The organism is Kitasatospora sp. NPDC048722 (assembly GCF_040650235.1).
Lineage (GTDB): Bacteria > Actinomycetota > Actinomycetes > Streptomycetales > Streptomycetaceae > Kitasatospora.
The window spans coordinates 52874-75668 of sequence record NZ_JBEZGX010000043.1 but is presented as its reverse complement, the minus strand read 5'-3'; the positions used below and the strand labels follow the sequence as shown (position 1 = coordinate 75668).

The window sequence follows — 22795 nt, the reverse complement described above, 5'->3', positions numbered from 1 at the left end:
TTCAGAAGGTGATCCGGACCTTCAGCGCCGAGCGGTCGTCCATCGCGCGGTAGCCGTCCGGCACGCCGTCGAGGGCGACGGTGCGGTCGAAGACGAGGCCCGGGTCGATCGCGCCGGAGAGGACGTCGGGCAGCAACTCGGGGATGTACGCGCGGGCGGGGGCGACGCCGCCGACGACCGCCACGTTGCGGTCGAACATCTGCCGGATGTCGACGCCGGCGCTGCCGCCGTGCGGCACGCCGACGTAGCCGACCGCGCCGCCGTCGCGGGCGATGGAGATCGCGGTGCGCATCGACTCCTCGGTGCCGACGGCCTCCAGGACGGCGTGCGCGCCAGTGCCGCCGGTCAGCTCCCTGACCGCCTCGATCGCGGCCTCGCCGCGCTCGGCGACGACGTCCGTGGCGCCGAACTTGCGGGCGATGGCCGTGCGCGCCTCGTGGCGGCCCAGCGCGATGATCCGGCCGGCGCCGAGCCGCTGTGCGGCGAGCACCCCGCACAGGCCGACCGCGCCGTCGCCGACCACGGCGACCGTCGAGCCCGGACGCACCCGCGCCGAGACCGCGGCGTGGTGGCCGGTGCTCATCACGTCGGACAGGGCGAGCAGGCCGGGCAGCAGCGCCTCGTCCCCGGCCGCCTCCTTGGGCAGCTTGACCAGGGTGCCGTCGGCGAAGGGGACGCGGACGGCCTCGCCCTGGCCGCCGTCGGAGCCGACCTCGCCCCAGAAGCCGCCCTGCGGGCAGGAGGTGTGCAGGCCGTCGCGGCAGAACTCGCAGGTGCCGTCCGACCAGACGAACGGGGCCACCACGAAGTCGCCGCGGGCGAAGCCGGACACCTCGGAGCCGACCTCCTCGACGATGCCGAGGAACTCGTGGCCGATCCGTTGCCCGGCCACCCGGGACGCCACGCCGCGGTACGCCCACAGGTCGCTGCCGCAGATGCAGGCGTTGACCACCCGCACGACGGCGTCGGTCGGCCGCCGCACCGCGGGGTCGGGCACCTCCGCGATCCGGATGTCGTTGGGGGCGTGGATCACGGTGGCGCGCACGGAACTCTCCTGGCACTGCTCAAGGGACCTGGACTGGAGCAGCCAGGGTCGCCAACCGGGCGCACCCGTGTCCAGCTACATCTCCTACACCGCTTCCTTAAGATGAACTGATGCTCGACGTTCGACGACTCGTCCTCCTCCGCGACCTGGAGGCGCACGGCACGGTCACCGCCGTGGCCGACCTCCACGGCGTCACGCCGTCCGCCGTCTCGCAACAGCTGCGGCTGCTTGAGGAGGAGACCGGCACCCGCCTGCTGGAACGCACCGGCCGCTCCGTCCACCTCACGGCCGCGGGCCGCCGCCTGGCCGGTGACACCGAGCACGTGCTCGCCGCCCTGGAGCACGCCCGCATCCGCCTGCACACCGAGACCGGGAGCCCCGCGGGCCCCCTCCACCTCGCGTGCTTCCCCAGCGCCCTCGTACCGCTGGCCGCCCCGCTCGGCAACGCCCTGAAGACCACCCACCCGGACGTGCGGCTCCACATCACCGAGGCCGAGCCCGAGGCCGCCGTCCGGCTGCTGCTCCAGCGGCGCGCCGACCTCGCCGTCGTCTACCGGTACGACAACCTGGCCACACCCCCGCACGCGGACGTGGAGACCCGGGCGCTGCGGTCCGACCCCCTGGTCGCCGTGCTGCCGTCCGGCCACCCGGCGGCCCGGTCGACGGGAGCACCGATCGACCTGCGCGAGCTCGCGGACGCCCACTGGACCACCGCGCCGCCGCAGACCGCCTGCGGAGCCGCCGTCCTCCAGGCCTGCCGCTCGGCCGGGTTCACTCCGCGGGTCAGGAACGTCTGCACCGACTTCTCGGCGATGATCGCCCTCGCCGGGAGCGCGGGCCACGCGGCGCTGATCCCCCGGCTGGCCACCGCCCACCTGCCGTCCACGCTGACCGCACGACCGGTCTCGGACGGCACCCTCACCCGCAGGATCGAGGTCGCCGTCCGACACGACACGGCGCACGAACCCGCGATCGCCGCCGGCCTCGACGTGCTCCGCACGCTGGCCGGCGGCCCGTGAGCGGCTCCGGCTCAGCCCAGGGTGCAGGCGAGCTGCGCCTTCACCGCGTCGCGGAGGTTCGTCTGGGCACGGCACTCGCCACTGAAGTCGTCCCTCCAGTCCGTGCCGTAGACGTGGCTCTCCACGATCTCGGTGATGATGTTGACGTCCCCCTGGGCCACGATGGAGTTCTTGGCCAGCAGCACCTGTGACGTCGGAGCGGTCTCCGCGCCGATGACGCCGCCTTCGCCGTAGTACAGCTTGGTGATCTTGGTGTAGACGGTGACCCTCTTCCCCCGGATGTCGTTGCCGACGATGGCGACCGTGTAGTCCTTGTAGTCGCGCTGCCAGGAGTAGTTGGTCCGCTGGTTCAGAGCCTGCACGGCGGCGTACTGGAGGCGGACGATCCAGTGGTGCCTGAGCAGCGGACGGCCGCCCGGGTGGTCACGGGGCTGTGCCGGCTCCCCCAGCTGCGCACCGCCCGCCGAGCCCGACAGGGGCGCCGCACTGGCCGGCGCGGCGATGCCACCGGTGACGGCGAGGACCGCGGCCCCGGCGACCACGGCCGTCTTCCACTTCCCGGCGAGCTGACTGGTTGCCATCGTTGTTCTCCTCGTTCCCTCACGTTCACAAAGCGCCTGGGCATCACCCGGCGCCCACGACTCTCGCCGACCGGCCACTGGACGCACATCAGTCATTTGACGGTGGGTGTCGAGGCCGCCGGCGTCCTACGCCACCGGCCTCCCGACCCTCGGCCCCGGCCGCGCGAGAGTAGGCTGAGCTGAAGAGATGATCTTCAGGAGAGACATGTCCGCCGCCAAGCCCCGCGTCCTGTTCGTCACCGACCTGGCCTACCCGGCCCGCGGCCGCCGCTACTGCGACGAGGACATCCGGCTCTCCGCGCGCCTGCGCGAGGACTTCGACGTCGCCCTGTGCCACCCCCTCGACGCCGCCTCGCTGATGGACGCCTTCGACCTCGTCCTCGTGCGCAACAGCGGCCCGGTGCTGAACCACCGCGCCGGGTACGAGGCCTTCCGCGACCGCGCCCTCGACCGCGGCACCCGCGTCTACAACCAGCTCACCGGGCGCGCCGACATGGCCGGCAAGCAGTACCTGGTCGACCTCAGCGCCGCCGGGTACCCCGTCATCCCCACCGCCGACCGGGCCGAGGATCTCGGGCGGCTGCCCGTGGTGCCCGAGTACGTCGTCAAGCCGAAGCTCGGCGCCGACTCGATCGGTCTGCGGATCGTCCCCCGCGAGGAGCTCGGTTCCGTCGCGTACGGGGACGACGTCCTGGTCCAGCCCCTGATCCACTTCGCGTACGAGGTCTCGTTCTACTTCGTCGACGACGCCTTCCAGTACGCGCTGCACGCCCCCGACCCCGAGCAGCGCTGGCGCCTCGAACCGTACGAACCCACCGCCGACGACATCGACTTCGCGCGCCGCTTCATCGCCTGGAACACGATCGAGCACGGCATCCAGCGCGTCGACGCCTGCCGCACGCCCGAGGGCGACCTCCTCCTCGTCGAGCTGGAGGACCTCAACCCCTACCTCTCGCTCGACCTGGTCGACGAGGCCGCCCGGGAGCGCTTCGTCGCCGCCCTCAAGGCCTCCCTGCACGAGCTCGCGGGGACGCCGGAGCACGGCTGACGGGCCGCCCGCATCGGGCGGCCCGTCTCCTCACGCCGCGCCGGTCACCGCGCGAGGCCGTCCGAACGCCGCCAGCTCACCGGGCGGGCCCCGTCCGGCGGGACGTCGACCACCTCCTGCCCGAAGACCCGGTTGATCGAGCTGTTCCCGCTCAGCGAGATGTCCGCCCCGTAGACGTGCAGCGAGACCGCCCGGCCGGTGCCGCCGTTCGACACCCGGTGGACGTCCTCGTCGGGCGGCACCAGGAGCTGCACCCGGCCGGGCGAGCAGGTGGTCCAGCCGGCCGGCACCAGCACCCTGCGACCGGAGCGGGGCACCCGCCACAGCCGGTACGCCTCGTCCACCTCGACGCCCTCCACCACGCCGGACACGCACCAGGCGACGTGGTCGTGGACCGGGGTCGACTGCCCGGGCTGCCAGGTCAGGGCCACCACGGAGTGCGTCGGTCCGGCGTGCAGCAGGCGCTGCGCGTAGCCGTCGGTGTCACCGGTGCACAGGTCGTCCGGGACGATCAGCCCGGCCCTCAGGTACTTGCGCAGGGTGTCCGCGGTGAGCTGGGCGGTCAGGACGTCCGCGGCCGCGTAGCGCGCGAGGTCGGAAAGGAACTCGTCGAGGTTGGTGCGGGGTTCCACGGCTACCGCCCGGCCCCGGTGAGGGCGCGGACCTCGAGGTCCTCGAAGGACTGCCGGTCAGGGTCCTCGTCGCGGCGGCGCCGGCCGCCGGCCAGCGAGCCGAGGACGGCGGCGGCGAACCCGACCGGGATCGAGATGACGCCCGGGTTCTGCAGCGGGACCGGCGCCGTGGTGGTGCAGGAGATCAGCGCCGTGGCGTTGCCGACCTCCTTGCTGGCCACCGCCACCCCGCAGTCCTTCGCCTGGGCGGCCGTCAGCTTCACCGCGTGGACCGTGCCGCTCGCGCCGCCCCAGCAGATCGGGGAGAGCAGCACCAGGCCGATCGAGCTGACCAGGCCCGCGTAGATGCCGCACTTGGCGCCGAAGGTGGTGAAGCCCCGCCAGAACAGGGTGAGCAGGATCGCCGGCAGGTTGGCCGAGGCCGCGATGGCGAAGGCCAGGGCCACCAGGAACGCCACGTTGAGGTCCCGGGCGAAGATCGACAGCACGACCGCGACCGCGCCGATGACCACGGCCGCGACCTTCGCCGTCCTCAGCTCCTGCCGCTCCGTCGCCCGACCCTTGCGGATGACGCTGGCGTAGAGGTCATGGGCGAACGACGACGACGAGGTCAGCGTGAGCCCCGCGACGACCGCCAGGATGGTGGCGAACGCGACCGCCGCGATGAAGGCCAGCATCAGCGAGCCGCCGGTGGTGCCCGCGCCGCCGCCGAGGTGCTCGGCCAGCAGGGTGGCGGCGGTGTTGCCGGACGGGTCCTTCTCCCTGATCGTCGCCGTGCCCACCAGCGCGGCCGCGCCGAAGCCCAGCACCAGGGTCATCAGGTAGAACACCCCGATGATGCCGATCGCCCAGTTCACCGACTTGCGCGCGTCCCGGCCGGTCGGGACGGTGTAGAAGCGCACCAGCACGTGCGGCAGCGCCGCGGTGCCCAGCACCAGGGCGACGCCCAGGCTGACCAGGTCGAGCTTCGACCAGCCGTCGGTCGACCCGTACTTCAGACCGGGCTGGAGGAAGGCGTCGCCCTTCTTCGACGCGGTCGCGGCGTCCCCGAGCAGATGGCTGAGGTCGAAGCCGTACTTCGCCAGGACCCACAGGGTCATCGTGGCCGCGCCGGCGATCAGCAGCCCCGCCTTGACGATCTGCACCCAGGTGGTGCCCTTCATCCCGCCGACCACGACGTAGACGATCATCAGGGCGCCGACCCCGACGATGGTCCAGATCTGCGCGGAGGCGCCCCTGACGTCGAGCAGCTGCCCCACGATCGTCGCCGCGCCGACCATCTGCGCGATCAGGTAGAAGATCGAGACCACGATCGTCGACACGCCCGCGGCGGTCCGCATCGGCCCGCTGCGCAGCCGCGCGGCCAGCACGTCGGCCATGGTGAACCGCCCGGTGTTGCGCAGCAGTTCGGCGACCAGCAGCAGCGCGACCAGCCAGGCCACCAGGAAGCCGATCGAGTAGAGGAAACCGTCGTACCCGGCGAGCGCGATGATCCCGGCGATGCCGAGGAACGAGGCCGCGGACAGGTAGTCGCCCGAGATCGCGATCCCGTTCTGCAGCGCCGAGAACTGGCCGCCGCCGGTGTAGAAGCCGCCGGTGCCGCGGGTGCTGCGGCGCGCCCAGAGGGTGATCACGAGGGTCACCGCCACCAGGGCGACGAACAGGCCGATGGTCAGGCCCTTGTGCGAGGCCGGCTGCGCCGCCGCGGCGGCGAGCGGAAGGTGCTGGGTCATGCCTGGTTCTCCGTCGCTTCCCGGGCACCACGGCCGGCCGGAGCCGTCGGACGGTACGCCGCCACCTCGCGCAGGGCCGCGGCCAGCGGGTCCAGCCGCCGGGCCGCGAACCGCCCGTAGGCCAGGGCGATGCCGAACGTCGAGAGGAACTGCAGCAGCCCGAAGACCAGGGCCACGTTGACGTTCCCGGCGACCTTGGTCGCCATGAAGCCGCGGGCGTAGGCCGAGCAGAGCACGTACGCCAGGAACCAGAGCAGGAACGCCGCCGTCACCGGGAAGACGAACCTGCGGTAGGCGGCGCGCAACTCGGTGAAGCGCGGATCGTCGCCGATCCAGGGCGTGTCGCGGCGCGACGACACGGCGGGGTCGATCATGTCAGTCCTTCGGAGCAGTGCGGAACTTGCCGATGGACCGACCGTAGGAACCCGCCGTCGACACGCGGTCAACGCGCCATCAACGCGCGTCAACCGATGCGTCGGAAGAAGTTGACATGTCGGGAGTCTCCGACGCATGGTGGAGGCATGGCGGACGTCGATGTCTTCAGCGCACTGGCCAACCCGGTGCGGCGCAGGCTGCTGGAGGCCCTCAGGGACGGGCCGCGGGCGGCCGGGGAGCTGGCCGGGGACTTCGAGCTCAGCCGGCCGGCGGTCTCCGAGCACCTCGCGGTGCTCAGGAACGCCCGGCTGGTCCGCGAGGAGCCGAGGGGGCGGCACCGCTACTACCACCTGGAGGCCACCCCCCTCGCCGAGGTCGAGGAGTGGCTGCACCCCTTCGAGCACTACTGGCGGGCGCGGATGCGTTCGCTGCGCGGGCTCCTGGACGAGGAGAGTTCATGACCGAGAAGGCCGTCATCACCTGCGACGAGTTCCTGCCCCATCCGCCGGCGCGGGTGTGGGAGGCGCTGACGGATCCGGCGCTGCACGCCCGGTGGTGGGCGGCGGGGGACGTCAAGGCGGTGGTGGGGCACCGGTTCACCCTCGACATGGGGCCGTGGGGGCAGCAGCCGTGCGAGGTGATCGCCGTCGAGCCCGAGCGGCTGCTCGGCTACAGCTTCGCCGCGGGCACGCTCGACACCACCGTGACCTGGCGCCTCGTTCCCGAGGGCCGCGGCACGCGCCTGCTGCTGGAGCACGCGGGCTTCGACCTGGACACCCCGATGGGCCGCCAGGCCCACCAGGGCATGGGCCGGGGCTGGCCCGGCGTCCTGCGCCGGATCGCCCCGGCCCTGGCGGAGTGAGGGCGGGCAGGAGCGTCAGGCGCGGCCCAGGACGCGGTCGACGGTGATCTCCAGGACGACGCGGTCCGGGTTGACGCGGGGCTCGCGGTAGCGGTCGGCGTAGCGGCGCTCGGCGTCGGCGACCTCCTCGGGGGCGGAGCGCACGACGGCGACGCCCTCCAGCGTGGACCAGCGGGCGCGGTCGACCTGGCAGACGGCGACGCGCTGGCCGCCGGGGCCGGCTTCGGCGACGTTACGGGCCTTGCGGCTGGTGCGGCTGGTGATCACCCGGGCGATGCCGGCCTGCGGGTCGAAGGTGACGCCGACCGGTACGACGTGCGGGGAGCCGTCGGGGCGGTGGGTGGTGAGGGTGGCGATGTGACGCTCGCGCCAGAAGGCGAGGAACGCGTCGTCGAGGTCGCGGGGGTCGTGGGCCATGGCCGCGATCGTACGGCCCCCGGGACGGGTGCACCGGTCCCGGGGGCCGCAGGCGCATCAGTGGCCACAGGCGTATCAGTGCCCGCGGGCGATCCATTCGGGCAGGGCCGGGGCCTCGGCGCCGATCGTGGTCGGGTCGCCGTGGCCGGTGCGGACCACCGTCTCGGGCGGGAGGGTGAGGAGGCGGTCGCGGATGGAGTCGATGATCGTCGGGAAGTGCGAGAACGACCGGCCCGTCGCGCCCGGCCCGCCGTGGAAGAGGGTGTCGCCGGTGAAGACGGTGCCGAGCTCCGGGGCGTACAGGCAGACGGCGCCCGGCGCGTGGCCGGGGGTGTGCAGGACGGTCAGCGCGGTACCGGCCACCTCGATCCGCTGGCCGTCGGCGAGTTCGCCGTCCGGGAGGCGCTCGGGGTGGGTGAGCTTCCACAGCGGGAGGTCGTCGGGGTGCAGCAGGATCGGCGCACCGGTGCGCTCGGCGAGCGCGGGGGCGGCGTCGACGTGGTCGTTGTGGGCGTGGGTGGAGACGATCGCCAGCAGCCGGCGCCCGCCGAGCGCGGCCTCGATCGCGTCGGCGTCGTGCGCGGCGTCGATCACCACGGCCTCGGTGTCATCGCCGACGATCCAGACGTTGTTCTCCACCTCCCAGCTGCCGCCGTCGAGTTCGAACACACCGGACGTGACGAGCCGATCCACCCGCGCGGTCACAGGACCACCACCGAACGGAGCACGTCACCCTGGTGCATGCGCTCGAACGCCTGCTCCACCGCATCGAGTTCGATGGTCTCGGTGACGAACGCGCCGAGGTCCAGGCGGCCCTGGAGGTAGAGGTCGATGAGCATCGGGAAGTCCCGGGAGGGCAGGCAGTCGCCGTACCAGGAGGACTTGAGGGCGCCGCCGCGGCCGAAGACGTCGAGCAGCGGGAGCTCCAGCGTCATCTCCGGGGTGGGCACGCCGACCAGGACGACGGTGCCGGCGAGGTCGCGGGCGTAGAAGGCCTGCTTGTAGGTCTCGGGGCGGCCGACCGCCTCGACGACGACGTCCGCGCCGTGGCCGCCGGTGAGCTCGCGGATGGCCTCGACCGGGTCGGTGGTGCGGGAGTTGACGGTGTGGGTGGCGCCCAGGCCGCGGGCCGTCTCCAGCTTGCGGTCGTCGATGTCGACCGCGATGATCCGCGCCGCGCCCGCCAGCCGGGAGCCCAGGACCGCCGCGCCGCCGACGCCACCGCAGCCGATCACGGCGACGGAGTCGCCCCGGCCGACGCCGCCGGTGTTGATCGCGGCACCGAGGCCCGCCATCACGCCGCAGCCCAGCAGGCCCGCGACGGCCGGCTCGGCGGCCGGGTCGACCTTGGTGCACTGGCCGGCCGCGACGAGGGTCTTCTCGGCGAACGCGCCGATGCCGAGCGCCGGGGACAGCTCGGTGCCGTCCAGCAGCGTCATCTTCTGCTTCGCGTTGTGGGTGTCGAAGCAGTACTGCGGACGGCCGCGCCGGCACGCCCGGCACTGGCCGCACACAGCACGCCAGTTGAGGACGACGAAGTCGCCCGGGGCGACCTCGGTGACGCCCTCGCCGACCGACTCGACGACGCCCGCGGCCTCGTGGCCGAGGAGGAACGGGAACTCGTCGTTGATCCCGCCCTCGCGGTAGTGGAGGTCGGTGTGGCACACCCCGCAGGCCTGGATCCGGACGACGGCCTCGCCCGGCCCCGGGTCCGGCACGACGATCGTGGTCACCTCCACGGGCGCGCCCTTGGCACGCGCGATGACTGCCTTGACCTGCTGGGCCATCCGTTTCCACCTCCGTCGGCCGGGGCGCCTTCGCACCCGGCGTGACCTGCGTCGAACCACTTGCCCACGAAGCGTATCGTCCACGCCCGCGCCCGCCCCGTGGGCGGGCGCGTCCGGTGCAGCGGATCACCGTCCGTCCCGATCGCGGGATATGACGGCGGCATACCCGGAGGCGATCGCGGGCCCAGCTCGGCCGGGGGCGCACGGAGGGCGCCGGGCGCCCGTGCGCGCGCGCCGAAGTGCCCGGAAAGCATCGGCGTTGGCCGGAAGTACCGCAGACGCGCGGACCGCCGCCCACGTACGGTCGTAGCTGAAGCGGTCCACGCGATGACGCTCAGCACACTCCCGTGACGACCGGTGCGCCTGGCATGCTCGGCGCGCCCGACCCCGCCCGACCCGGTCCCACCCGTCGACCGGGTCGGCGCACCTGGACCCCGGTCCCGTCCGATCCTGGTCCCACCCGCCGGCCAGAGCCGAGCCGTCCGCCGGCCCGCCCCACCCGTCCCCCGCACCTCCCCGGTTCCACCCCCCGCCGGGCCGCCCGCGCGGCCCACCGCCCTGGAGTCTGGAGTACGGATGTCCGCCGAGAACAGTGCGACCGGTGCCGGCCCCGGCACCGCCCCGCTCGCGCCGCTGCACTGCCCGCGCCACGCCGAGGCCGGTCCGCCCCGGCTCTCCGCGCTGCCCACCGGCACCCCGGTCTGGCTGGTCAGCCGGCACGCCGACGTGCGGCAGGCCCTCACCGACCCGCGGCTCGGCCGTGCCCCGCTGTACGCGCCGGACGCGCCGCCGCTCACCAACGCGCCCAACCTGCTGGACGATCCGAACAGCATGCTGAACATCGACGGCACCGAGCACCAGCGGCTGCGCCGTACCGTGCAGCGGGCGTTCACGCCGCGCGCGATCGCGCGCTGGCGGCCGTGGGTGGCCTCGGTGATCGAGGGCCTGATCGACGAACTGATCGACCACGGCAACCCGGCCGACATCGTCGCCGGCTACACCCGCCCGCTGCCGGTCGCGGTGATCAGCCGGCTGATGGGGCTGGACAACCTGGACAGCAAGCGGCTCGCGCACTGGAGCGACCACGCGCTCTCCACCACCGCCCACAGCGCCGAGGCGATCGTCACCGCGATGGGAGAGTTCGCCGAGTTCGGCTCCGCCGTGATCGCCGAGCGGCGCGCCGACCCCGGTGAGGACCTGGTCAGCAGCCTGCTCGCGGCCGCCGCCGAGGACGGCTCGATCACCGAGGGGCAGCTGGTCACGCTCGTGATCGGGCTCGTCGTGGCCGGGCACGAGACCACGATGACGTCGCTCGGCAACGCCCTCGTCTACCTCCTGGGCGACGGGCGCGACGCCTGGCAGCGGCTGGCCGCCGACGAGGCGAGCGCCGCCGCCGCGACCGAACAGCTGCTGCGGGCCGTGCCGCTCGGGGACACCGACCACTTCCCCGGCCTGCTGCGGCGCACGGTGGAGGAGGTCGAGATCGGCGGGGTGGTCATCCCGGCCGGCAGCGTGGTCGCCGCCGACACCAGCGCGGCCAACATGGACCCGGAGGTCTTCACCGGGGACCTGCTGACCGAGCTGTTCTCCCCGCTCGTCGCACCGATGTACACCTTCGGCGCCGGGCCGCACCACTGCCTGGGCGCGTGGCTGGCCCGGATGGAGCTCGAACTCGCCCTGCACCGGCTGGCCCGCCGGCTGCCCTCGCTGCGGCTCACCGAGCCGGCCGGCTCGATCGACTGGCGGCGCGGGCTGCTGACCCGCAGTCCGAACTCGTTGCAGGTGGCCTGGTGACGGCCGGTTCCGAGCCGGGGGCCGGGGCCGGTGCCGAGACGGTCGTCGTCCGTGTCGACCGGGAGCGCTGCATCGGCTCCGGGATGTGTGCCCTCAGCGCGCCCGATTCGCTGGCGCTCGGGGCGGAGGGCCTGGCCGAACCGGTGGCCGGGTACGGCGGGGACGGCGCGGAACTGACGGCCGAACTGACCGAGGCGGTCGACTTCTGTCCGGTCGAGGCGCTGACGCTGTACTCGGCGCGCGGCGGGTACCGGATCGCCCCGGCGGAGTGAGTCCCCGCGGTGCCGCCCGTCTCGCCGACACGGGCGGCACCGCGGCCGGGCGTGCATCCATGAGCCCGGCTGATCGATGCATGAGCTCTTCGATCTTGCTCGCCCCCGGGCCGGCTGATGAGCTGGGGCCATGAAGAACGCGGAAGCCCTCGCTCCGTCCGACTCGCCTTCCACCGAGGCCCGTTGGTCCCCCGTCATCGCCGTCGCCCTCAGCACGTTCACCGTGGTGTCCGCCGAGATGATGCCGGTCGGGCTGCTGACGCCGATGTCGGACAGCCTCTCCGTCACCGACGGCGTCACCGGCCTCTCCCTGACGATCACCGGGCTCATCGGCGCGGGCGTCTCCCCCTTCGTCCCGGCCCTCATCGGGCTGCGCGACCGCAAGGGCGTGCTCGTCGGCCACATGCTGCTGCTCGCCGTCGCCAATGCGGCGACCGCGCTCGCGCCCGACTTCACCGTCCTGGTCGCCGGCCGGATCCTGCTCGGCCTGGCGATGGGCGTCGTCTGGGGGCTCGTGCCCGGGCTGGCTCCTCGCCTCGTCGACGGGCCGCGGATCGCCCTCGCCTCCACCACGGTCTTCTCCGGCGTCTCGATCGCCTCCGTCCTCGGCGTCCCGCTCGGCACCTACCTCGCGGCGCTGCTCGACTGGCGCGCCGCGTTCTGGGCGCTCGCGCTCCTCGGTGCGGCCTGCGCCGCCGTCCTCGCGCGCACGTTGCCCGCCCTGCCCGTGCACGAGCGCGGCCGACTCGACGGGATCGCGGGCGTGCTGCGGCACCGGGGTGTCGCGACCGGGCTGGCCGTCACCACGCTCGTCGTCCTCGGCCACTTCACCGGCTACACGTACGTCCGCCCGGTGCTCGAAGCCGACGCCGACCTGGGCACCGGCGTCATCGCGGCCTGCCTCCTGGTGTACGGACTCGCGGGCGTGGCCGGGAACTTCACGCTCGGCCCGCTCGCCGGCCGCAGCCCCAGGGCGGCCGTGACCGCCGCCCTCACGGGGGTCGCACTGGCCACCGCGCTGCTGCCCGTCCTCACCGGCAGCGTCGTGACAGTGGTGCTCGCGCTCGTCCTCTGGGGCGCGTCGTACGGCGGGGTGTCGGTCTCCACGCAGACGTGGGTCCGCACCGCCGACCCGGCCCGGATCGAGGCCTCGGGGGCACTGTGGGCGGGCGTGTTCAACGCGAGCATCGCGGTCGGCTCCCTGGCGGGCGGCCTCGTCATCGACCACGCCGGGACCCGCGCGGTGCTCCTCGCGGCGGCGCTGGCGACGGCCGCCGGGCTGCTCGTCGCCCTCGTCTCACGGCCGCGGCCCCGCCCTGCGGGCCGACGGCCGGGAGGGCCGACGGCCGGGAGGGCCGACGGCCGGGAGGGCCGGCGAGTGAGCGGATTGCCACGGTGAGTGATCGATCGGATACTCGGCGTAGGGCGCCGTCGCGGCCCGACACCTACGCAGGAGGACATCAGATGACCGGCAAGGCCAGCATCGTCTTCGCCCACGGGCTCTGGGCCGACGGGTCGTGCTTCGGCAGGCTCATCCCCACGCTCCAGGCCGAGGGCCACGCGGTGATCAGCTCGCAGCACGGCCTCGACTCGCTCGAAGGCGACGTCGCGTGCGTCACCCGCGCGATCGACCGCGTGCCGGGACCGGTCGTGCTCGTCGGCCACTCCTACGGCGGGACCCTGATCACCAAGGCCGGCGTCCACGACCGGGTGGGCGCCCTGGTCTACATCGCGGCGCTCGCCCCCGACGAGGACGAGACCTCGCAGGGCCAGCAGGAGAAGTTCGCCGGCACGCCCGTGTTCAAGAACATCGAGGTCGCCGACGGCCGCCTCTGGCTCCTGGAGTCGGGCATCGGCGACTTCTGCGGCGATCTGCCGGAGGTCGAGCAGAAGCTGGTCCTCGCGACGGGCGCCGTACCGGTCGCCGACCTGTTCACCCAGCAGGTCCCCGGCACCGCCTGGCGCACGAAGCCGAGCTGGTACATCGTCGCGAACGACGACCGCACCGTGAACCCCGAGCTGGAGCGGGCCGCCGCCGAGCGCATGGGCGCGAAGACCTACGCCGTCGACAGCAGTCACGTGCCGATGCTCTCGCACCCCGGCTTCGTCCTCGACGTCATCCGCGACGCCGCGAGGAGCCTGGAGGCGTGAAGCGACACACGAGGCACAACGGCGCAACGGCGCAACGGGTCAGCCGACGGATTCCGTGAGGAGCCCGAGGAAACGTTCCGTCAGCCCGTGCACCGCCCGCTCTCGCCGGACGACGAGCAGGGTCGACGGCTCCAGGTCGGGCACCGGGAGGTAGCGGATGTCCGGGCGCTGGACGTACCGCACGCTCGCCTCGCAGAGCAGCAGGCCCTGCGAGGTGCTGGCCACCGTCGAGAGCCCCTCCTGGACCGTGGCGGCGCCCGCCGGGTACACCAGCTCCCGCCCGTCGGGCAGCCGCCGGGGCGCGTTCGCCAGGCGCCAGTAGTCCGGCGCGGGGCCGCGCGGTTCGATGAGCGCGAGCCCGGCGAGGTCCCCGGCGGAGACCCCGGCCGCCCGGGCCAGCCGGTGGGCGGCGGACAGCGCGACGCGGACCGGCTGCCGCGAGAACTCCATGAGCACGCGCAGTCCCGGCTCCCGGCACGGCGCGAGCACGATGGCGAGGTCGACGTCGCCCTGCGCCAGCCGGGAGAACGGGTCCCCCCAGGGCAGTTCGACGAGCTGGACCGATCCCTCGGGCAGACCCGCGACGGCCCGCGCCACCGGCTCGTACACCACGCACTGGAAGCCGACCCGCATCGGCCGGTCCGCCGAGGCCGCCCGCGCCCGGGCGGCGTCGAAGCCCTCCCGCAGCCGCTCGAAGGCCGGCACCACCTGCTCGGCCAGCTCCCGCCCCAGCTCCGTCAGTTCCACGCGCCGGCTGGTCCGCTCGAACACCGGGGCCCCGACCCGGCCCTCCAGCCGCTTGATCAGCTGCGAGACCCGGCCCTGCGACAGCCCGAGCAGCCCGGCCGTGCGGCCGAAGTGCAACTGGTGGACCAGCACGGAGAAGCACTCCAGCTCCTGGAGCGGGAGCTCGGGGAGTACGGGCGGTGTCCTGCGGTCCATCCGGGGAGTGTACGACCTGGCGCCGACGGGCCACAGGGTCCGTCCTCGAACTCCCGCCTGCCGCGCGGGCGGACGACGGGAGTTCGGAGGCGGACCCGGTGGGTCGCACACCCCGAACCTCGGCCGGTTCCTACAGCCTCTCGGCCAGGGCCGCGTGGACGCGGCGCCAGGCGTCGGCGGTGGCGGCGGCGTCGTGGTCCGCCGGGCGGGCGGCGGCGAAGCCGTGCCGGACGCCGGGGTACGTGACCAGCTCGTGGTCGACCTTGGCCTCGGTCAGCTTGCGCTCGGCCTCCCGCCACTCCTGCGGCGGGAGGATGTGGTCGAGGTCGCCGCAGAAGCCCAGCAGGTACACGCCGTTGGCGGCGATGCGCTCGGCCGTCTCCAGCGGCGGGACCGGGCCGACCAGCGGGAAGCCGGAGTTGAGCAGCCAGCCCGGGTAGAACACGGCGGCCAGCTCGAAGCGCAGCTCGGTGGCCGCGCGCACCGCGATGTGGCCGCCCATGCTCGTGCCGACGAACGCCACCCCGTGCCCGTCGGCCCAGGCGCGGGCGGCGGCGAGCGCCTCGGCGGCGTCGGCGACGAGCCGGTCGCGGTCGAGGGCGCGCATCAGCACGAGCCCGTCCTCGCGCTCCTCGGCGCTGTAGCCGAGTCCGGTGCGCCTCCGGTCGCGCCAGTAGAAATCGGGCGCGAGCGCGACGTACCCGAGCCCCGCCAGCTCCGCGCAGACGGCCTTCGCGTCCGCGTTGACGCCGTACAGCTCGGGGCAGACGACGACCGCGCCGCGCACCCCGCCCGCAGGACGGTGGACGTACGCCTCGATGCCGCCCGGCGTGCCGAGCTCCTGCCACCGGCCACTCGTCTGATCGGTCATCAATTCCCCCGTGGAATGGACCCGCAGGTCCGAACGATGTCGCGCGCATCCTAGCGCCGCCGGCCGCCGGCCGCCGGTCCGACCACCGTCCACTATTCACACCCATGTATACACAGTGTGTATAGTTTCCGGCATGTCACTAGGTCAGATGCTCCTCGGCCTGCTGGAAACCCAGCCCCGCCACGGATACGACATCAAACGGCTCTACGACGAGCACTTCGGGCGCGACCGCTCCCTGCACTACGGGCAGGTGTACTCGACACTGTCCCGGCTCCTGAAGAACGGGCTCGTCGTCGTGGAGGGCGTCGAGGCGGGCGGTGGTCCCGACCGCAAGAAGTACGCGATCACCGAGGCCGGCGTCACGGACCTCGCCGACTGGCTCGGCCACCCCGAGAGCCCGCAGCCGTACCTGCAGAGCACGCTCTACCAGAAGGTCGTGCTCGCCCTGCTGACCGGCCGCCCGGCCGCCGACATCCTCGACCTCCAGCGCGCCGAACACCTCCGGGCGATGCGTGAGCTGACCCGCCGCAAGCTCGACGGCGACCTCGCCGACGAACTGGTCTGCGACCACGCGCTGTTCCACCTGGAGGCCGACCTCCGCTGGCTCGAACTCACCGCCGCGCGCCTCGACGAACTCGCCGCCCGAATCACGGAGTCCCAGCGTTGACCGCCCCCGAACCCCTGCTCTCCGCCAAGGACCTGCACAAGTCCTACGGGCTCACCCCCGCCCTGGAGGGCGCCTCGCTCACCGTCGCGGCCGGCGAACTCGTCGCCGTGATGGGCCCGTCCGGCTCCGGCAAGTCCACGCTGCTGCACTGCCTCGCCGGGATCACCCGCCCGGACGGCGGCACCATCAGCTACCGCGGACGTGACCTCACCGCCTGCTCGGACGCCGAGCTCTCCGCCCTGCGGCGCACCGAGTTCGGCTTCCTCTTCCAGTTCGGCCAGCTCGTCCCCGAGCTCTCCTGCCTGGAGAACGTCGCCCTGCCACTGCGCCTCAACGGGATCCGCCGCCGGGCCGCCGAGGCCCGCGCCGCCGAGTGGCTGGAGCGCCTGGAGGTGGCGGACCTCGCCGCCAAACGCCCCGGCGAGGTCTCCGGCGGCCAGGGCCAGCGCGTGGGCGCCGCCAGGGCGCTGATCACCGAGCCCAGGGCCGTCTTCGCCGACGAGCCGACCGGCGCGCTCGACTCCCTCAACGGCGAGCGGGTCATGAAGCTCCTGACCCGTGCCGCCCGCGAGTCCGGCGCGGCCGTCGTCCTCGTCACCCACGAGGTCCGGGTCGCCGCCTACGCCGACCGCGAGGTCGTCGTCCGCGACGGCCGCACCCGCGACCTGGCGGCGGCGATATGAGCACCCGGACGGACGGAACGGTCCGCTCCCCCTTCCTCGACCAGCTCGGCCTCGGCGTGCGCCTGGCGCTGAACGGCGGCCGGGACGGCTGGGGCCGGCTGCTGCTCACCGCGTGCGGCGTCGGCCTCGGGGTGGCCCTGCTGCTGTTCACCGCGTCCTTCCCCGGCATCGTCCAGCACCGCAACGACCGCCTGTACACCCAGAACGACACCTTCCAGGACGAGGTCATCCCCTCTCCCGGCGACCGGACCGTCCTGATCGCCGCCGCCGACACGACCTTCCGGGGCATCCCCGTCCGCGGCCGCGTCGTCCAGCCCGAGGGCGCCAACCCACCACTCCCGCCGGGCGTGGCCGCCTACCCGCCACCGGGCCGCATGGTGGTCTCCCCCGCCCTCGCCGACCTGCTCAGGGACCCGGCCAACCAGCTCCTGCGCGAGCGCCTCCCCTACCCCGTCGTCGGCACCGTCGGCCCCGCCGGGCTGCTCGGACCGGCCCAGGCCGACTACGTGCTCGGCGGCGACGGCCTCACGGTGGACACCGGGGCCGTGCGGATCGACGCTTACGGGCACTTCTCGCCGCCCAAGCCGATGGACCCCAAGCTGATCCTGCTCAACACCGTCGGCCTCATGGTGATGCTCGCGCCGGTCGGCGTCTTCCTCGCCGCCGCCGCTCGCTTCGGCGGCGAGCGGCGCGACCGCAGGCTCGCCGCGCTGCGCCTGGGCGGTGCGGACCGCCGGACGACCGCCCGGATCGCCGCCGGGGAGTCGTTGGTGGGCGCCGTGCTCGGACTGGTCGCCGGCGCGGGCCTGTTCGTGGCAGCCCGGCAGCTGATCGGGCGGATCAGGCTCGCGGACTTCAGCTTCTACCCGGAGGACGTCGCGCCGCACCCGGCGATCGCCGCCGTGATCGCGGTCGTCGTGCCGTTGCTGGCCGTCGGCGTCACCCTGGCCGCCCTGCGCCGGGTCGTCGTCGACCCGCTCGGCGTGGTCCGCCGCGGCGGCCCCGGCCGGCGCCGGATCGGGTGGCGGCTGTTGCTGCCACTGGCCGGACTGGCGGTGACGGTCTTCGCGCTCGTGCTGCCCGCGCAGGACGACCCGAGCGGAATGCCGCGCACCGCCGTACTCAACTCCGTTCAGGACACCCGCGGTTCACTGCTGGTCGCGTTCGGCGTGCTGCTCATGCTGATCGGTGTCTGCGCGCTGCTGCCCTGGCTGGTCGAGGCCGTCACCCGGCGCGCGGGCGGCGGCGGGGTGTCCTGGCAGCTGGCGATCCGCCGCCTCCAGCTGGGTTCCGGGCCCGCGTCGGCCGCCGTCAGCGGTGTCGTCGTGGCCATCGCCGGGGCGATCGCCCTGCAGACGCTCTTCCTCGGCGTCAGCGCGGGCTACGAGGGACTGCCCCGCCACCGCCCGGACGTCGGGCCCTACCAGCAGTCGGTCGCCTTCCCCGGCGGCGCGCCCCAGGCCGACGGGCTCGCGCAGCGGCTGGCCGGCACGCCCGGGGTCGCCGCGACGGCCGCCTACACCGAGTTCTCCTTGGAGAGCCCCACCGGGAAGCCGTGGGAGATGCCCTCGGTGCGGATCGCCGGCTGCGCCGTGCTGCGCGGCTTCGCGACACTGCCCGAGTGCAAGGACGGCGACGCGTTCGTCCTCAGGGGACCGGAGTCGCGCCCGAGCAGCGGGGCGGAGCCCGGAACGAGCGTCCACGCCGCCTTCTTCCGCGGCGAGGGCGAACCGGCGGCCTGGCAGCTGCCCGCCGCCACGCCCGTCCCGGGCATCGCGGGCGGCGACCCCGACGGGCGGCTGGGCAGCGGCATGCTCCTGCTCACCCCCGGCTCCGTGCCCGCCGCCGCGCTGCGCGGCCAGGCGGCGACCGTCCTGGTGTCGATGGAGCCCGGACTGCCGGACCCGAAGGAGCAGTTGACCAGCAACGTCATGGCGATCGACCCGCAGGCGCGCACCGAGTTCCCGCTCGACCGCACGCTCGACCCGACCTACCTCGCCGTCAAGCGCCTGCTCACCGCGGGCTCCGCGGTCACGGTGCTGCTGGTCGCGCTCAGCCTGCTGGTCGGCCAGCTGGAGCGCTTCCGTGAGCAGCGCCGCGTCCTCGGCGTGCTGAACGCCGTCGGCACCCGGCGCAGGGTCCTCGGTCTCTCGGTGTTCTGGCAGACGCTCGTGCCGATGGCGCTCGGCGTGCTGCTGGCGACGGCGGGCGGCCTGGGGATGGGCGCCGTGCTGCAGTACACGGCCGGGCTCGACTTCGCCCTCGACTGGGGTGCGATGCTGTCGATGGCCGCGGTCGCCGCCGGCGCCGTCCTCCTCACGACCGCCCTCGGGCTGCCGCAACTCCTGCGCCTGATGCGGCCGAGCGGCCTGCGCTACGAGTGAGACGGGGTCAGGGCCGGGCCAGCACGACGAAGCGCAGGTCCGGCCGTCCGCCGGGGCTGAGCACCTGGGCGACGACCTCGACGGGTTCCGGGCGGACGTGCGGCAGGTGCAGGCTGACCCGGTCACCGTCGCGGTTGGCGACCACGCAGGCCCGGTCGGCCCACAGCCGGCGGCAGACCGGGTCGCGCAGGACCTCGGTGAGCAGCGCGACGAGCTGTTCGTCGCCGGGGTAGCCGGCCATGGCGAAGCGGATCATGGCGAGGGTCATCCGGGCCTGCCAGGTCCAGTCGAGCAGCTGCGTGCGGGCCTCGGGGTCGGTCAGCAGCCAGCGGACGAGGTTGGCGCCGGGGCGGGCCACCCACGGGAACCACTCGGCGGCGGCCCGGTTGTAACCGACGACGTTCCAGGCGTGGTCCGCGAGGTAGGCGGGCTCCGGCATCTGACGGTCGACCAGTTCCTGCAGGTTGATCAGGTCCCCGGGCGCGTGCGGTCCGACGGCCGGGGTGCCGCCCATCGCGTACAGGTACAGCGAGGCCCGCTCGTCGGCGTCCAGCAGCAGGACGTCGGCGAGGCGGGCCAGCAGCCTGGGGTCGAAGCGGGCGCTGCCGCCGCGCTCCAGGTCGCGGTACCAGCGCTCGCTCATGCCGAGCGTGGTGGCGACGGTCATCTGCGGCAGCGGCTTGCCGAGGCCGAGCCGCTGCCCGGCCCGGGCCCGCCAGTCGCGTAACAGACTGGCGAGCCCGGGGAGTTCGGCGACGGCCGACTCGTCCTGGTCGCGGGGCACCGGAATGCTCAGTGCCTCGCGCGGCACCGTGAGCCTCTCCGCCGACAAGAGTCCCCACCCCCATGGTTCTGTGCCGGTGGTGTCCTCGGCACGCTCAGGGGAGCCTAACTCCTGGCGTGTACTCAATCAAGCAACTATGTACCCGGTTAAGCAACACAGAGTGACATCAGCTGGTCAGCGCCTCCGATTCGGCGGTGGTGGTGGCCCGCTCCGCCGCGACGGCGCCGCGCGAGGCGAGGACGGTGACGGCGGTGGCCCCGGCGAAGAGGGCGGCGAGCAGCACCCAGCCCGCCGCGCCGGCCGGCAGCAGCAGGCCGGTGGCCAGGAACGGACCGATGATCAGCTGCGCACTCATGCCGGTGCTGAACAGCGACAGGTAGCTGGAGCGGCCCGCCGGCGGCGCGAGTTCGTAGGAGATCTCCCAGCGCGAGACGGCGTGGAGGTTCTCCCCGACGGTCAGCATCGCGACGGCGACGACCGCGGCCCCCAGCGCCAGGTACTCGCCCCGCCCGTCGGCGAACGCGAAGAACGCACAGGCCAGCACCAGGAACAGGCACGCGACGCGGAGCATCTTCAACGCCCTGGCGAGCCCCTGCGCGAGGCGGCCCACCGAGAGCTGGAGCACCACGGTGAGCACGGTGTTGATCGCCAGCAGGCCGGAGCTGGCGCTGGCCGGCAGGCCGGCCCGCTCCACCACCCAGAGCGGGAGCAGGATGAACAGCACGCAGTCGTGCAGCATCAGGATCGCGTTGGCGGCGGTGACCAGCAGGAACCGCCGGTCCCGGTAGGGCGATCCGCCCGTCGCGGCGGCCTCGGCCGGTGCGGCGTCGGCGGCGGGCGCCGGTGCTCCGGCACCGCCGGCGACCCGGCCGGCCCGCACCACGGCGAGGGCCACGGCGGTGAAGGCCGCCGCGTTGAACAGGAACAGCGCGACGAACGCGGCCCGGGAGTGGGCGGCCTGCACCAGCGCGGCCAGCAGGAAGCCCGCGGTGAGGCCGATGTTGGTGATGGCCCGCAGCGAGGCCATGGTCTTCGTGCGCTCGGCGGCCCCCTCGAACTCGCCGACGATCACCTGCAGCAGCGGTGAACAGGCCCGCGCCGCCGCGATGGTGAAGCACGTGACGACGAGGTACCCGGCGTAGCTGCCGACCAGGGCGTACCCGATGAACCCGGCGCCGCGCGCGAGCGTGAGCGCGACGTAGACCGGGCGGGCGCCGAACCGGTCGGCGACCGGCCCGAAGACCAGCGGGCTGATCAGGCCCACGACGTTGGCGGAGGCGATCGCGGTGCCGACGGCGACGGCACTGATGTTGAGGTAGTGGACGAAGTACAGCGTGGCGGTGGCCAGGTAGAGGCCGTTGGCCACGGCGTCCACGGTGGTGCCGGCGGCCATGATCCGGCCCTGCCGGGAGCCGGGCAGCAACGTCGCGGTCAACCGGCGCAGCAGGCTCGCCGCCGGCGGCGTGGCGGTCGTCGTCACTCGGACTCCACGGTGAAGCGGACCGAGTCGGCGAGTTCGCGGGCGAGCTTGCGGGCCTGGGCCGGGGTGTCGGCACCGACGACGATGACGCCGGCCCGGTCCCCGGAGGTGCGCAGCGGGCGGACGGTGCCGCCGGGCGCGACGGCGAGTTCGGCGCGGAGCACGTCGGGGTGCGCCGCGGCCTCCTCCCAGCCGTCGACGGCGACGACCTTCCCGGGCGGCGGGGTGAGGTAGCGGGCGGCGGCTGCCCGGACCGGTGTCAGGTCGGCCGTTTCGCGCGGGAGGCCGAGCAGGTCGTCGTAGATGAGGCCGTAGACCTCGAACCCGGGGATGACGTGGCCGAGCATGCGGTGGATCCAGTCGCCGCCGTAGCGGTTGTGGACCTCGCCGAGCACGATGCCGTCCGGGCCGAGCCAGAGCTCGACGTGGAAGGCGCCGCGGCGCAGGCCGAGGACGTCGAGCGCCGCCGCGACCGTCCGCTCGATCTCCGTCCGCCGCGCGTCCGGGAGTTCGGCGGGGAGGATGTGGCCGACCTCGACGAAGAAGGGCGGCTCGACCTTCTCCTTCTCGGTGACGGCGAGGACGACCGGCGCGCCGTCGAGGAAGAGCCCCTCGACGCTGTACTCGGCGCCCTCGACGAACTCCTCGACCAGGAACGGGCCGGTGCCGGGCAGCAGGGCGACGGCGTCCGCCAGCCCGTCCGGGCCGGTGATCCGGCTCACGCCCGTGCTGCCCATCGCGTCCCGGGGCTTGACGATCCAGGGCCCGGTGGACGCCTCGAGGAAGGCCGCGGCCTCGTCGGTGCCGGCGCAGAGGCGGACGGCGGGCTGGCGGAAGCCGGCCGCGGCGAGCGCCTCGCGGCAGGCGTCCTTGGTGCGCACGCGGCGGACGGCCTCCGGCGGGTTGCCCGGCAGCGCGAGGGCCTCGGCGGTGTCGGCGGCGGCGACCTGGGCCATCTCCTGGAGGGCGAGGACGGCGTCGAACCGGGTGCCGTCGGCGACCTGACGGCGCGCCCAGGCGGCCGACTCGCCGGGGACGGTGAAGTCCACCGCCGAGACGGCGCCGGCCCGGCCGGTCACCGCCTCCGTCGCGGCGAGCACCGCCTCCTGGTTGGTGAGGTGGGTGCGCAGCCCCCGCTCGTGGGCTTGGTCGAGGGCGAGTTCCGCCATGTCGAGGCCGAGCGACACCGCCCGTACCCCGCCGACCAGCAGCAGCGTGGCGGGGTCGGTTCCTGCGGACATGCGAGGGCTCCTTGCTCCAGGGGGTGG

Annotated in this window: 24 protein-coding genes; 11 read left to right on the top strand and 13 right to left on the bottom strand. The window is 73.9% G+C overall.

Features of this window, described 5'->3' with window-relative positions:
- Window position 1 precedes the first annotated feature (1 nt).
- A complete protein-coding gene (locus AB0C76_RS28200) occupies window positions 2-1045 on the bottom strand; it encodes a zinc-dependent alcohol dehydrogenase family protein (RefSeq protein ID WP_359970950.1) in 1044 nt (347 codons plus the stop codon).
- Window positions 1046-1155: 110 nt separating this feature from the next.
- Here AB0C76_RS28200 and AB0C76_RS28195 point away from each other — a divergent pair, with 110 nt between their 5' ends.
- Window positions 1156-2064, top strand: coding sequence for a LysR family transcriptional regulator (locus tag AB0C76_RS28195; protein ID WP_359970948.1), 909 nt, complete (start codon window positions 1156-1158; stop codon window positions 2062-2064).
- Between the two features lie 11 nt (window positions 2065-2075).
- On the opposite strand, the gene AB0C76_RS28190 is transcribed toward AB0C76_RS28195, so the two are convergent.
- Entirely contained in the window at window positions 2076-2645 is a 570-nt protein-coding gene (locus AB0C76_RS28190) for a hypothetical protein (protein ID WP_359970947.1), read from the bottom strand.
- A 205-nt stretch (window positions 2646-2850) separates the two neighbouring features.
- On the opposite strand from AB0C76_RS28190, the gene AB0C76_RS28185 reads away from it, so the two are divergent.
- Complete coding sequence (locus tag AB0C76_RS28185; protein ID WP_359970945.1) at window positions 2851-3693, top strand: hypothetical protein; 843 nt, start codon at window positions 2851-2853, stop codon at window positions 3691-3693.
- A gap of 44 nt (window positions 3694-3737) precedes the next feature.
- Here AB0C76_RS28185 and AB0C76_RS28180 read toward each other — a convergent pair whose 3' ends face one another.
- From AB0C76_RS28180 to AB0C76_RS28170, 3 genes are read right to left on the bottom strand one after another with little or no spacing between them, the layout of a single operon-like run.
- Complete coding sequence (locus AB0C76_RS28180) at window positions 3738-4325, bottom strand: cysteine dioxygenase family protein (protein WP_359970943.1); 588 nt, start codon at window positions 4323-4325, stop codon at window positions 3738-3740.
- 2 nt (window positions 4326-4327) lie between these two features.
- Entirely contained in the window at window positions 4328-6058 is a 1731-nt protein-coding gene (locus AB0C76_RS28175) for a cation acetate symporter (RefSeq protein ID WP_359970942.1), read from the bottom strand.
- Entirely contained in the window at window positions 6055-6432 is a 378-nt protein-coding gene (locus AB0C76_RS28170) for a DUF485 domain-containing protein (protein ID WP_359970940.1), read from the bottom strand. Before AB0C76_RS28170 ends, AB0C76_RS28175 begins: the two co-directional genes overlap by 4 nt.
- A 147-nt stretch (window positions 6433-6579) precedes the next feature.
- On the opposite strand from AB0C76_RS28170, the gene AB0C76_RS28165 reads away from it, so the two are divergent.
- On the top strand, window positions 6580-6894 hold the full coding sequence (locus AB0C76_RS28165; protein WP_359970939.1) for a metalloregulator ArsR/SmtB family transcription factor: 315 nt from the start codon (window positions 6580-6582) through the stop codon (window positions 6892-6894).
- The gene (locus AB0C76_RS28160; RefSeq protein WP_359970937.1) at window positions 6891-7295 is read left to right on the top strand and encodes an SRPBCC domain-containing protein; all 405 of its coding nucleotides are present in this window, start codon (window positions 6891-6893) and stop codon (window positions 7293-7295) included. Before AB0C76_RS28165 ends, AB0C76_RS28160 begins: the two co-directional genes overlap by 4 nt.
- 15 nt (window positions 7296-7310) lie before the next feature.
- Here the strand turns inward: AB0C76_RS28160 and AB0C76_RS28155 are convergent, their stop codons facing one another.
- From AB0C76_RS28155 to AB0C76_RS28145, 3 genes are all read right to left on the bottom strand, one after another.
- Complete coding sequence (locus AB0C76_RS28155; RefSeq protein ID WP_359970935.1) at window positions 7311-7712, bottom strand: TIGR03618 family F420-dependent PPOX class oxidoreductase; 402 nt, start codon at window positions 7710-7712, stop codon at window positions 7311-7313.
- A gap of 75 nt (window positions 7713-7787) precedes the next feature.
- Entirely contained in the window at window positions 7788-8417 is a 630-nt protein-coding gene (locus tag AB0C76_RS28150) for an MBL fold metallo-hydrolase (RefSeq protein WP_359970933.1), read from the bottom strand.
- Window positions 8414-9499, bottom strand: a complete 1086-nt coding sequence (locus tag AB0C76_RS28145) for an S-(hydroxymethyl)mycothiol dehydrogenase (protein WP_359970931.1) — start codon at window positions 9497-9499, stop codon at window positions 8414-8416. Before AB0C76_RS28145 ends, AB0C76_RS28150 begins: the two co-directional genes overlap by 4 nt.
- Before the next feature lie 576 nt (window positions 9500-10075).
- Between AB0C76_RS28145 and AB0C76_RS28140 the strand changes: the two genes are divergently transcribed.
- From AB0C76_RS28140 to AB0C76_RS28125, 4 genes are all read left to right on the top strand, one after another.
- Entirely contained in the window at window positions 10076-11293 is a 1218-nt protein-coding gene (locus AB0C76_RS28140; protein WP_359970929.1) for a cytochrome P450, read from the top strand.
- Window positions 11290-11565: a ferredoxin gene (locus tag AB0C76_RS28135; RefSeq protein WP_359970927.1), complete on the top strand. Its 276-nt coding sequence runs from the start codon at window positions 11290-11292 to the stop codon at window positions 11563-11565. The genes AB0C76_RS28140 and AB0C76_RS28135 overlap by 4 nt, the downstream gene beginning before the upstream one ends.
- Before the next feature lie 130 nt (window positions 11566-11695).
- Window positions 11696-12964 carry an MFS transporter gene (locus AB0C76_RS28130; protein ID WP_359970925.1) on the top strand — a complete coding sequence of 423 codons (1269 nt, stop codon included), beginning with the start codon at window positions 11696-11698 and terminating at the stop codon, window positions 12962-12964.
- A gap of 65 nt (window positions 12965-13029) precedes the next feature.
- Entirely contained in the window at window positions 13030-13716 is a 687-nt protein-coding gene (locus AB0C76_RS28125) for an alpha/beta hydrolase (protein ID WP_359970923.1), read from the top strand.
- Between the two features lie 39 nt (window positions 13717-13755).
- Here AB0C76_RS28125 and AB0C76_RS28120 read toward each other — a convergent pair whose 3' ends face one another.
- The gene (locus AB0C76_RS28120; RefSeq protein WP_359970921.1) at window positions 13756-14658 is read right to left on the bottom strand and encodes a LysR family transcriptional regulator; all 903 of its coding nucleotides are present in this window, start codon (window positions 14656-14658) and stop codon (window positions 13756-13758) included.
- Between the two features lie 130 nt (window positions 14659-14788).
- Window positions 14789-15529, bottom strand: coding sequence for a dienelactone hydrolase family protein (locus tag AB0C76_RS28115; RefSeq protein ID WP_359970919.1), 741 nt, complete (start codon window positions 15527-15529; stop codon window positions 14789-14791).
- A gap of 133 nt (window positions 15530-15662) precedes the next feature.
- Here AB0C76_RS28115 and AB0C76_RS28110 point away from each other — a divergent pair, with 133 nt between their 5' ends.
- The 3 genes from AB0C76_RS28110 to AB0C76_RS28100 are packed head-to-tail and all read left to right on the top strand — an operon-like array spanning window position 15663 to window position 19263.
- Window positions 15663-16196 (top strand): PadR family transcriptional regulator, encoded by a 534-nt coding sequence (locus AB0C76_RS28110; RefSeq protein WP_359970917.1) that lies wholly within the window; start codon window positions 15663-15665, stop codon window positions 16194-16196.
- On the top strand, window positions 16193-16879 hold the full coding sequence (locus AB0C76_RS28105) for an ABC transporter ATP-binding protein (protein ID WP_359970915.1): 687 nt from the start codon (window positions 16193-16195) through the stop codon (window positions 16877-16879). The genes AB0C76_RS28110 and AB0C76_RS28105 overlap by 4 nt, the downstream gene beginning before the upstream one ends.
- Window positions 16876-19263, top strand: a complete 2388-nt coding sequence (locus tag AB0C76_RS28100; protein WP_359970913.1) for an FtsX-like permease family protein — start codon at window positions 16876-16878, stop codon at window positions 19261-19263. Before AB0C76_RS28105 ends, AB0C76_RS28100 begins: the two co-directional genes overlap by 4 nt.
- Before the next feature lie 7 nt (window positions 19264-19270).
- Here the strand turns inward: AB0C76_RS28100 and AB0C76_RS28095 are convergent, their stop codons facing one another.
- From AB0C76_RS28095 to AB0C76_RS28085, 3 genes are all read right to left on the bottom strand, one after another.
- Window positions 19271-20095 (bottom strand): helix-turn-helix transcriptional regulator, encoded by an 825-nt coding sequence (locus tag AB0C76_RS28095; protein ID WP_359970911.1) that lies wholly within the window; start codon window positions 20093-20095, stop codon window positions 19271-19273.
- A gap of 118 nt (window positions 20096-20213) precedes the next feature.
- Window positions 20214-21527, bottom strand: coding sequence for an MFS transporter (locus AB0C76_RS28090; RefSeq protein ID WP_359970910.1), 1314 nt, complete (start codon window positions 21525-21527; stop codon window positions 20214-20216).
- The gene (locus AB0C76_RS28085; RefSeq protein ID WP_359970908.1) at window positions 21524-22768 is read right to left on the bottom strand and encodes an ATP-grasp domain-containing protein; all 1245 of its coding nucleotides are present in this window, start codon (window positions 22766-22768) and stop codon (window positions 21524-21526) included. The genes AB0C76_RS28090 and AB0C76_RS28085 overlap by 4 nt, the downstream gene beginning before the upstream one ends.
- Between the last annotated feature and the right edge of the window lie 27 nt (window positions 22769-22795).

Excerpts from the sequence above, each read along its gene's own strand:
- AB0C76_RS28195 (WP_359970948.1), top strand. The coding sequence starts at position 1,156 with ATGCTCGACGTTCGACGACTCGTCCTCCTCCGCGACCTGGAGGCGCAC.
- AB0C76_RS28190 (WP_359970947.1), bottom strand. The coding sequence starts at position 2,645 with ATGGCAACCAGTCAGCTCGCCGGGAAGTGGAAGACGGCCGTGGTCGCC.
- AB0C76_RS28185 (WP_359970945.1), top strand. The coding sequence starts at position 2,851 with ATGTCCGCCGCCAAGCCCCGCGTCCTGTTCGTCACCGACCTGGCCTAC.
- AB0C76_RS28175 (WP_359970942.1), bottom strand. The coding sequence starts at position 6,058 with ATGACCCAGCACCTTCCGCTCGCCGCCGCGGCGGCGCAGCCGGCCTCG.
- AB0C76_RS28170 (WP_359970940.1), bottom strand. The coding sequence starts at position 6,432 with ATGATCGACCCCGCCGTGTCGTCGCGCCGCGACACGCCCTGGATCGGC.
- AB0C76_RS28165 (WP_359970939.1), top strand. The coding sequence starts at position 6,580 with ATGGCGGACGTCGATGTCTTCAGCGCACTGGCCAACCCGGTGCGGCGC.
- AB0C76_RS28160 (WP_359970937.1), top strand. The coding sequence starts at position 6,891 with ATGACCGAGAAGGCCGTCATCACCTGCGACGAGTTCCTGCCCCATCCG.
- AB0C76_RS28155 (WP_359970935.1), bottom strand. The coding sequence starts at position 7,712 with ATGGCCCACGACCCCCGCGACCTCGACGACGCGTTCCTCGCCTTCTGG.
- AB0C76_RS28145 (WP_359970931.1), bottom strand. The coding sequence starts at position 9,499 with ATGGCCCAGCAGGTCAAGGCAGTCATCGCGCGTGCCAAGGGCGCGCCC.
- AB0C76_RS28140 (WP_359970929.1), top strand. The coding sequence starts at position 10,076 with ATGTCCGCCGAGAACAGTGCGACCGGTGCCGGCCCCGGCACCGCCCCG.
- AB0C76_RS28130 (WP_359970925.1), top strand. The coding sequence starts at position 11,696 with ATGAAGAACGCGGAAGCCCTCGCTCCGTCCGACTCGCCTTCCACCGAG.
- AB0C76_RS28125 (WP_359970923.1), top strand. The coding sequence starts at position 13,030 with ATGACCGGCAAGGCCAGCATCGTCTTCGCCCACGGGCTCTGGGCCGAC.
- AB0C76_RS28120 (WP_359970921.1), bottom strand. The coding sequence starts at position 14,658 with ATGGACCGCAGGACACCGCCCGTACTCCCCGAGCTCCCGCTCCAGGAG.
- AB0C76_RS28115 (WP_359970919.1), bottom strand. The coding sequence starts at position 15,529 with ATGACCGATCAGACGAGTGGCCGGTGGCAGGAGCTCGGCACGCCGGGC.
- AB0C76_RS28110 (WP_359970917.1), top strand. The coding sequence starts at position 15,663 with ATGTCACTAGGTCAGATGCTCCTCGGCCTGCTGGAAACCCAGCCCCGC.
- AB0C76_RS28100 (WP_359970913.1), top strand. The coding sequence starts at position 16,876 with ATGAGCACCCGGACGGACGGAACGGTCCGCTCCCCCTTCCTCGACCAG.
- AB0C76_RS28085 (WP_359970908.1), bottom strand. The coding sequence starts at position 22,768 with ATGTCCGCAGGAACCGACCCCGCCACGCTGCTGCTGGTCGGCGGGGTA.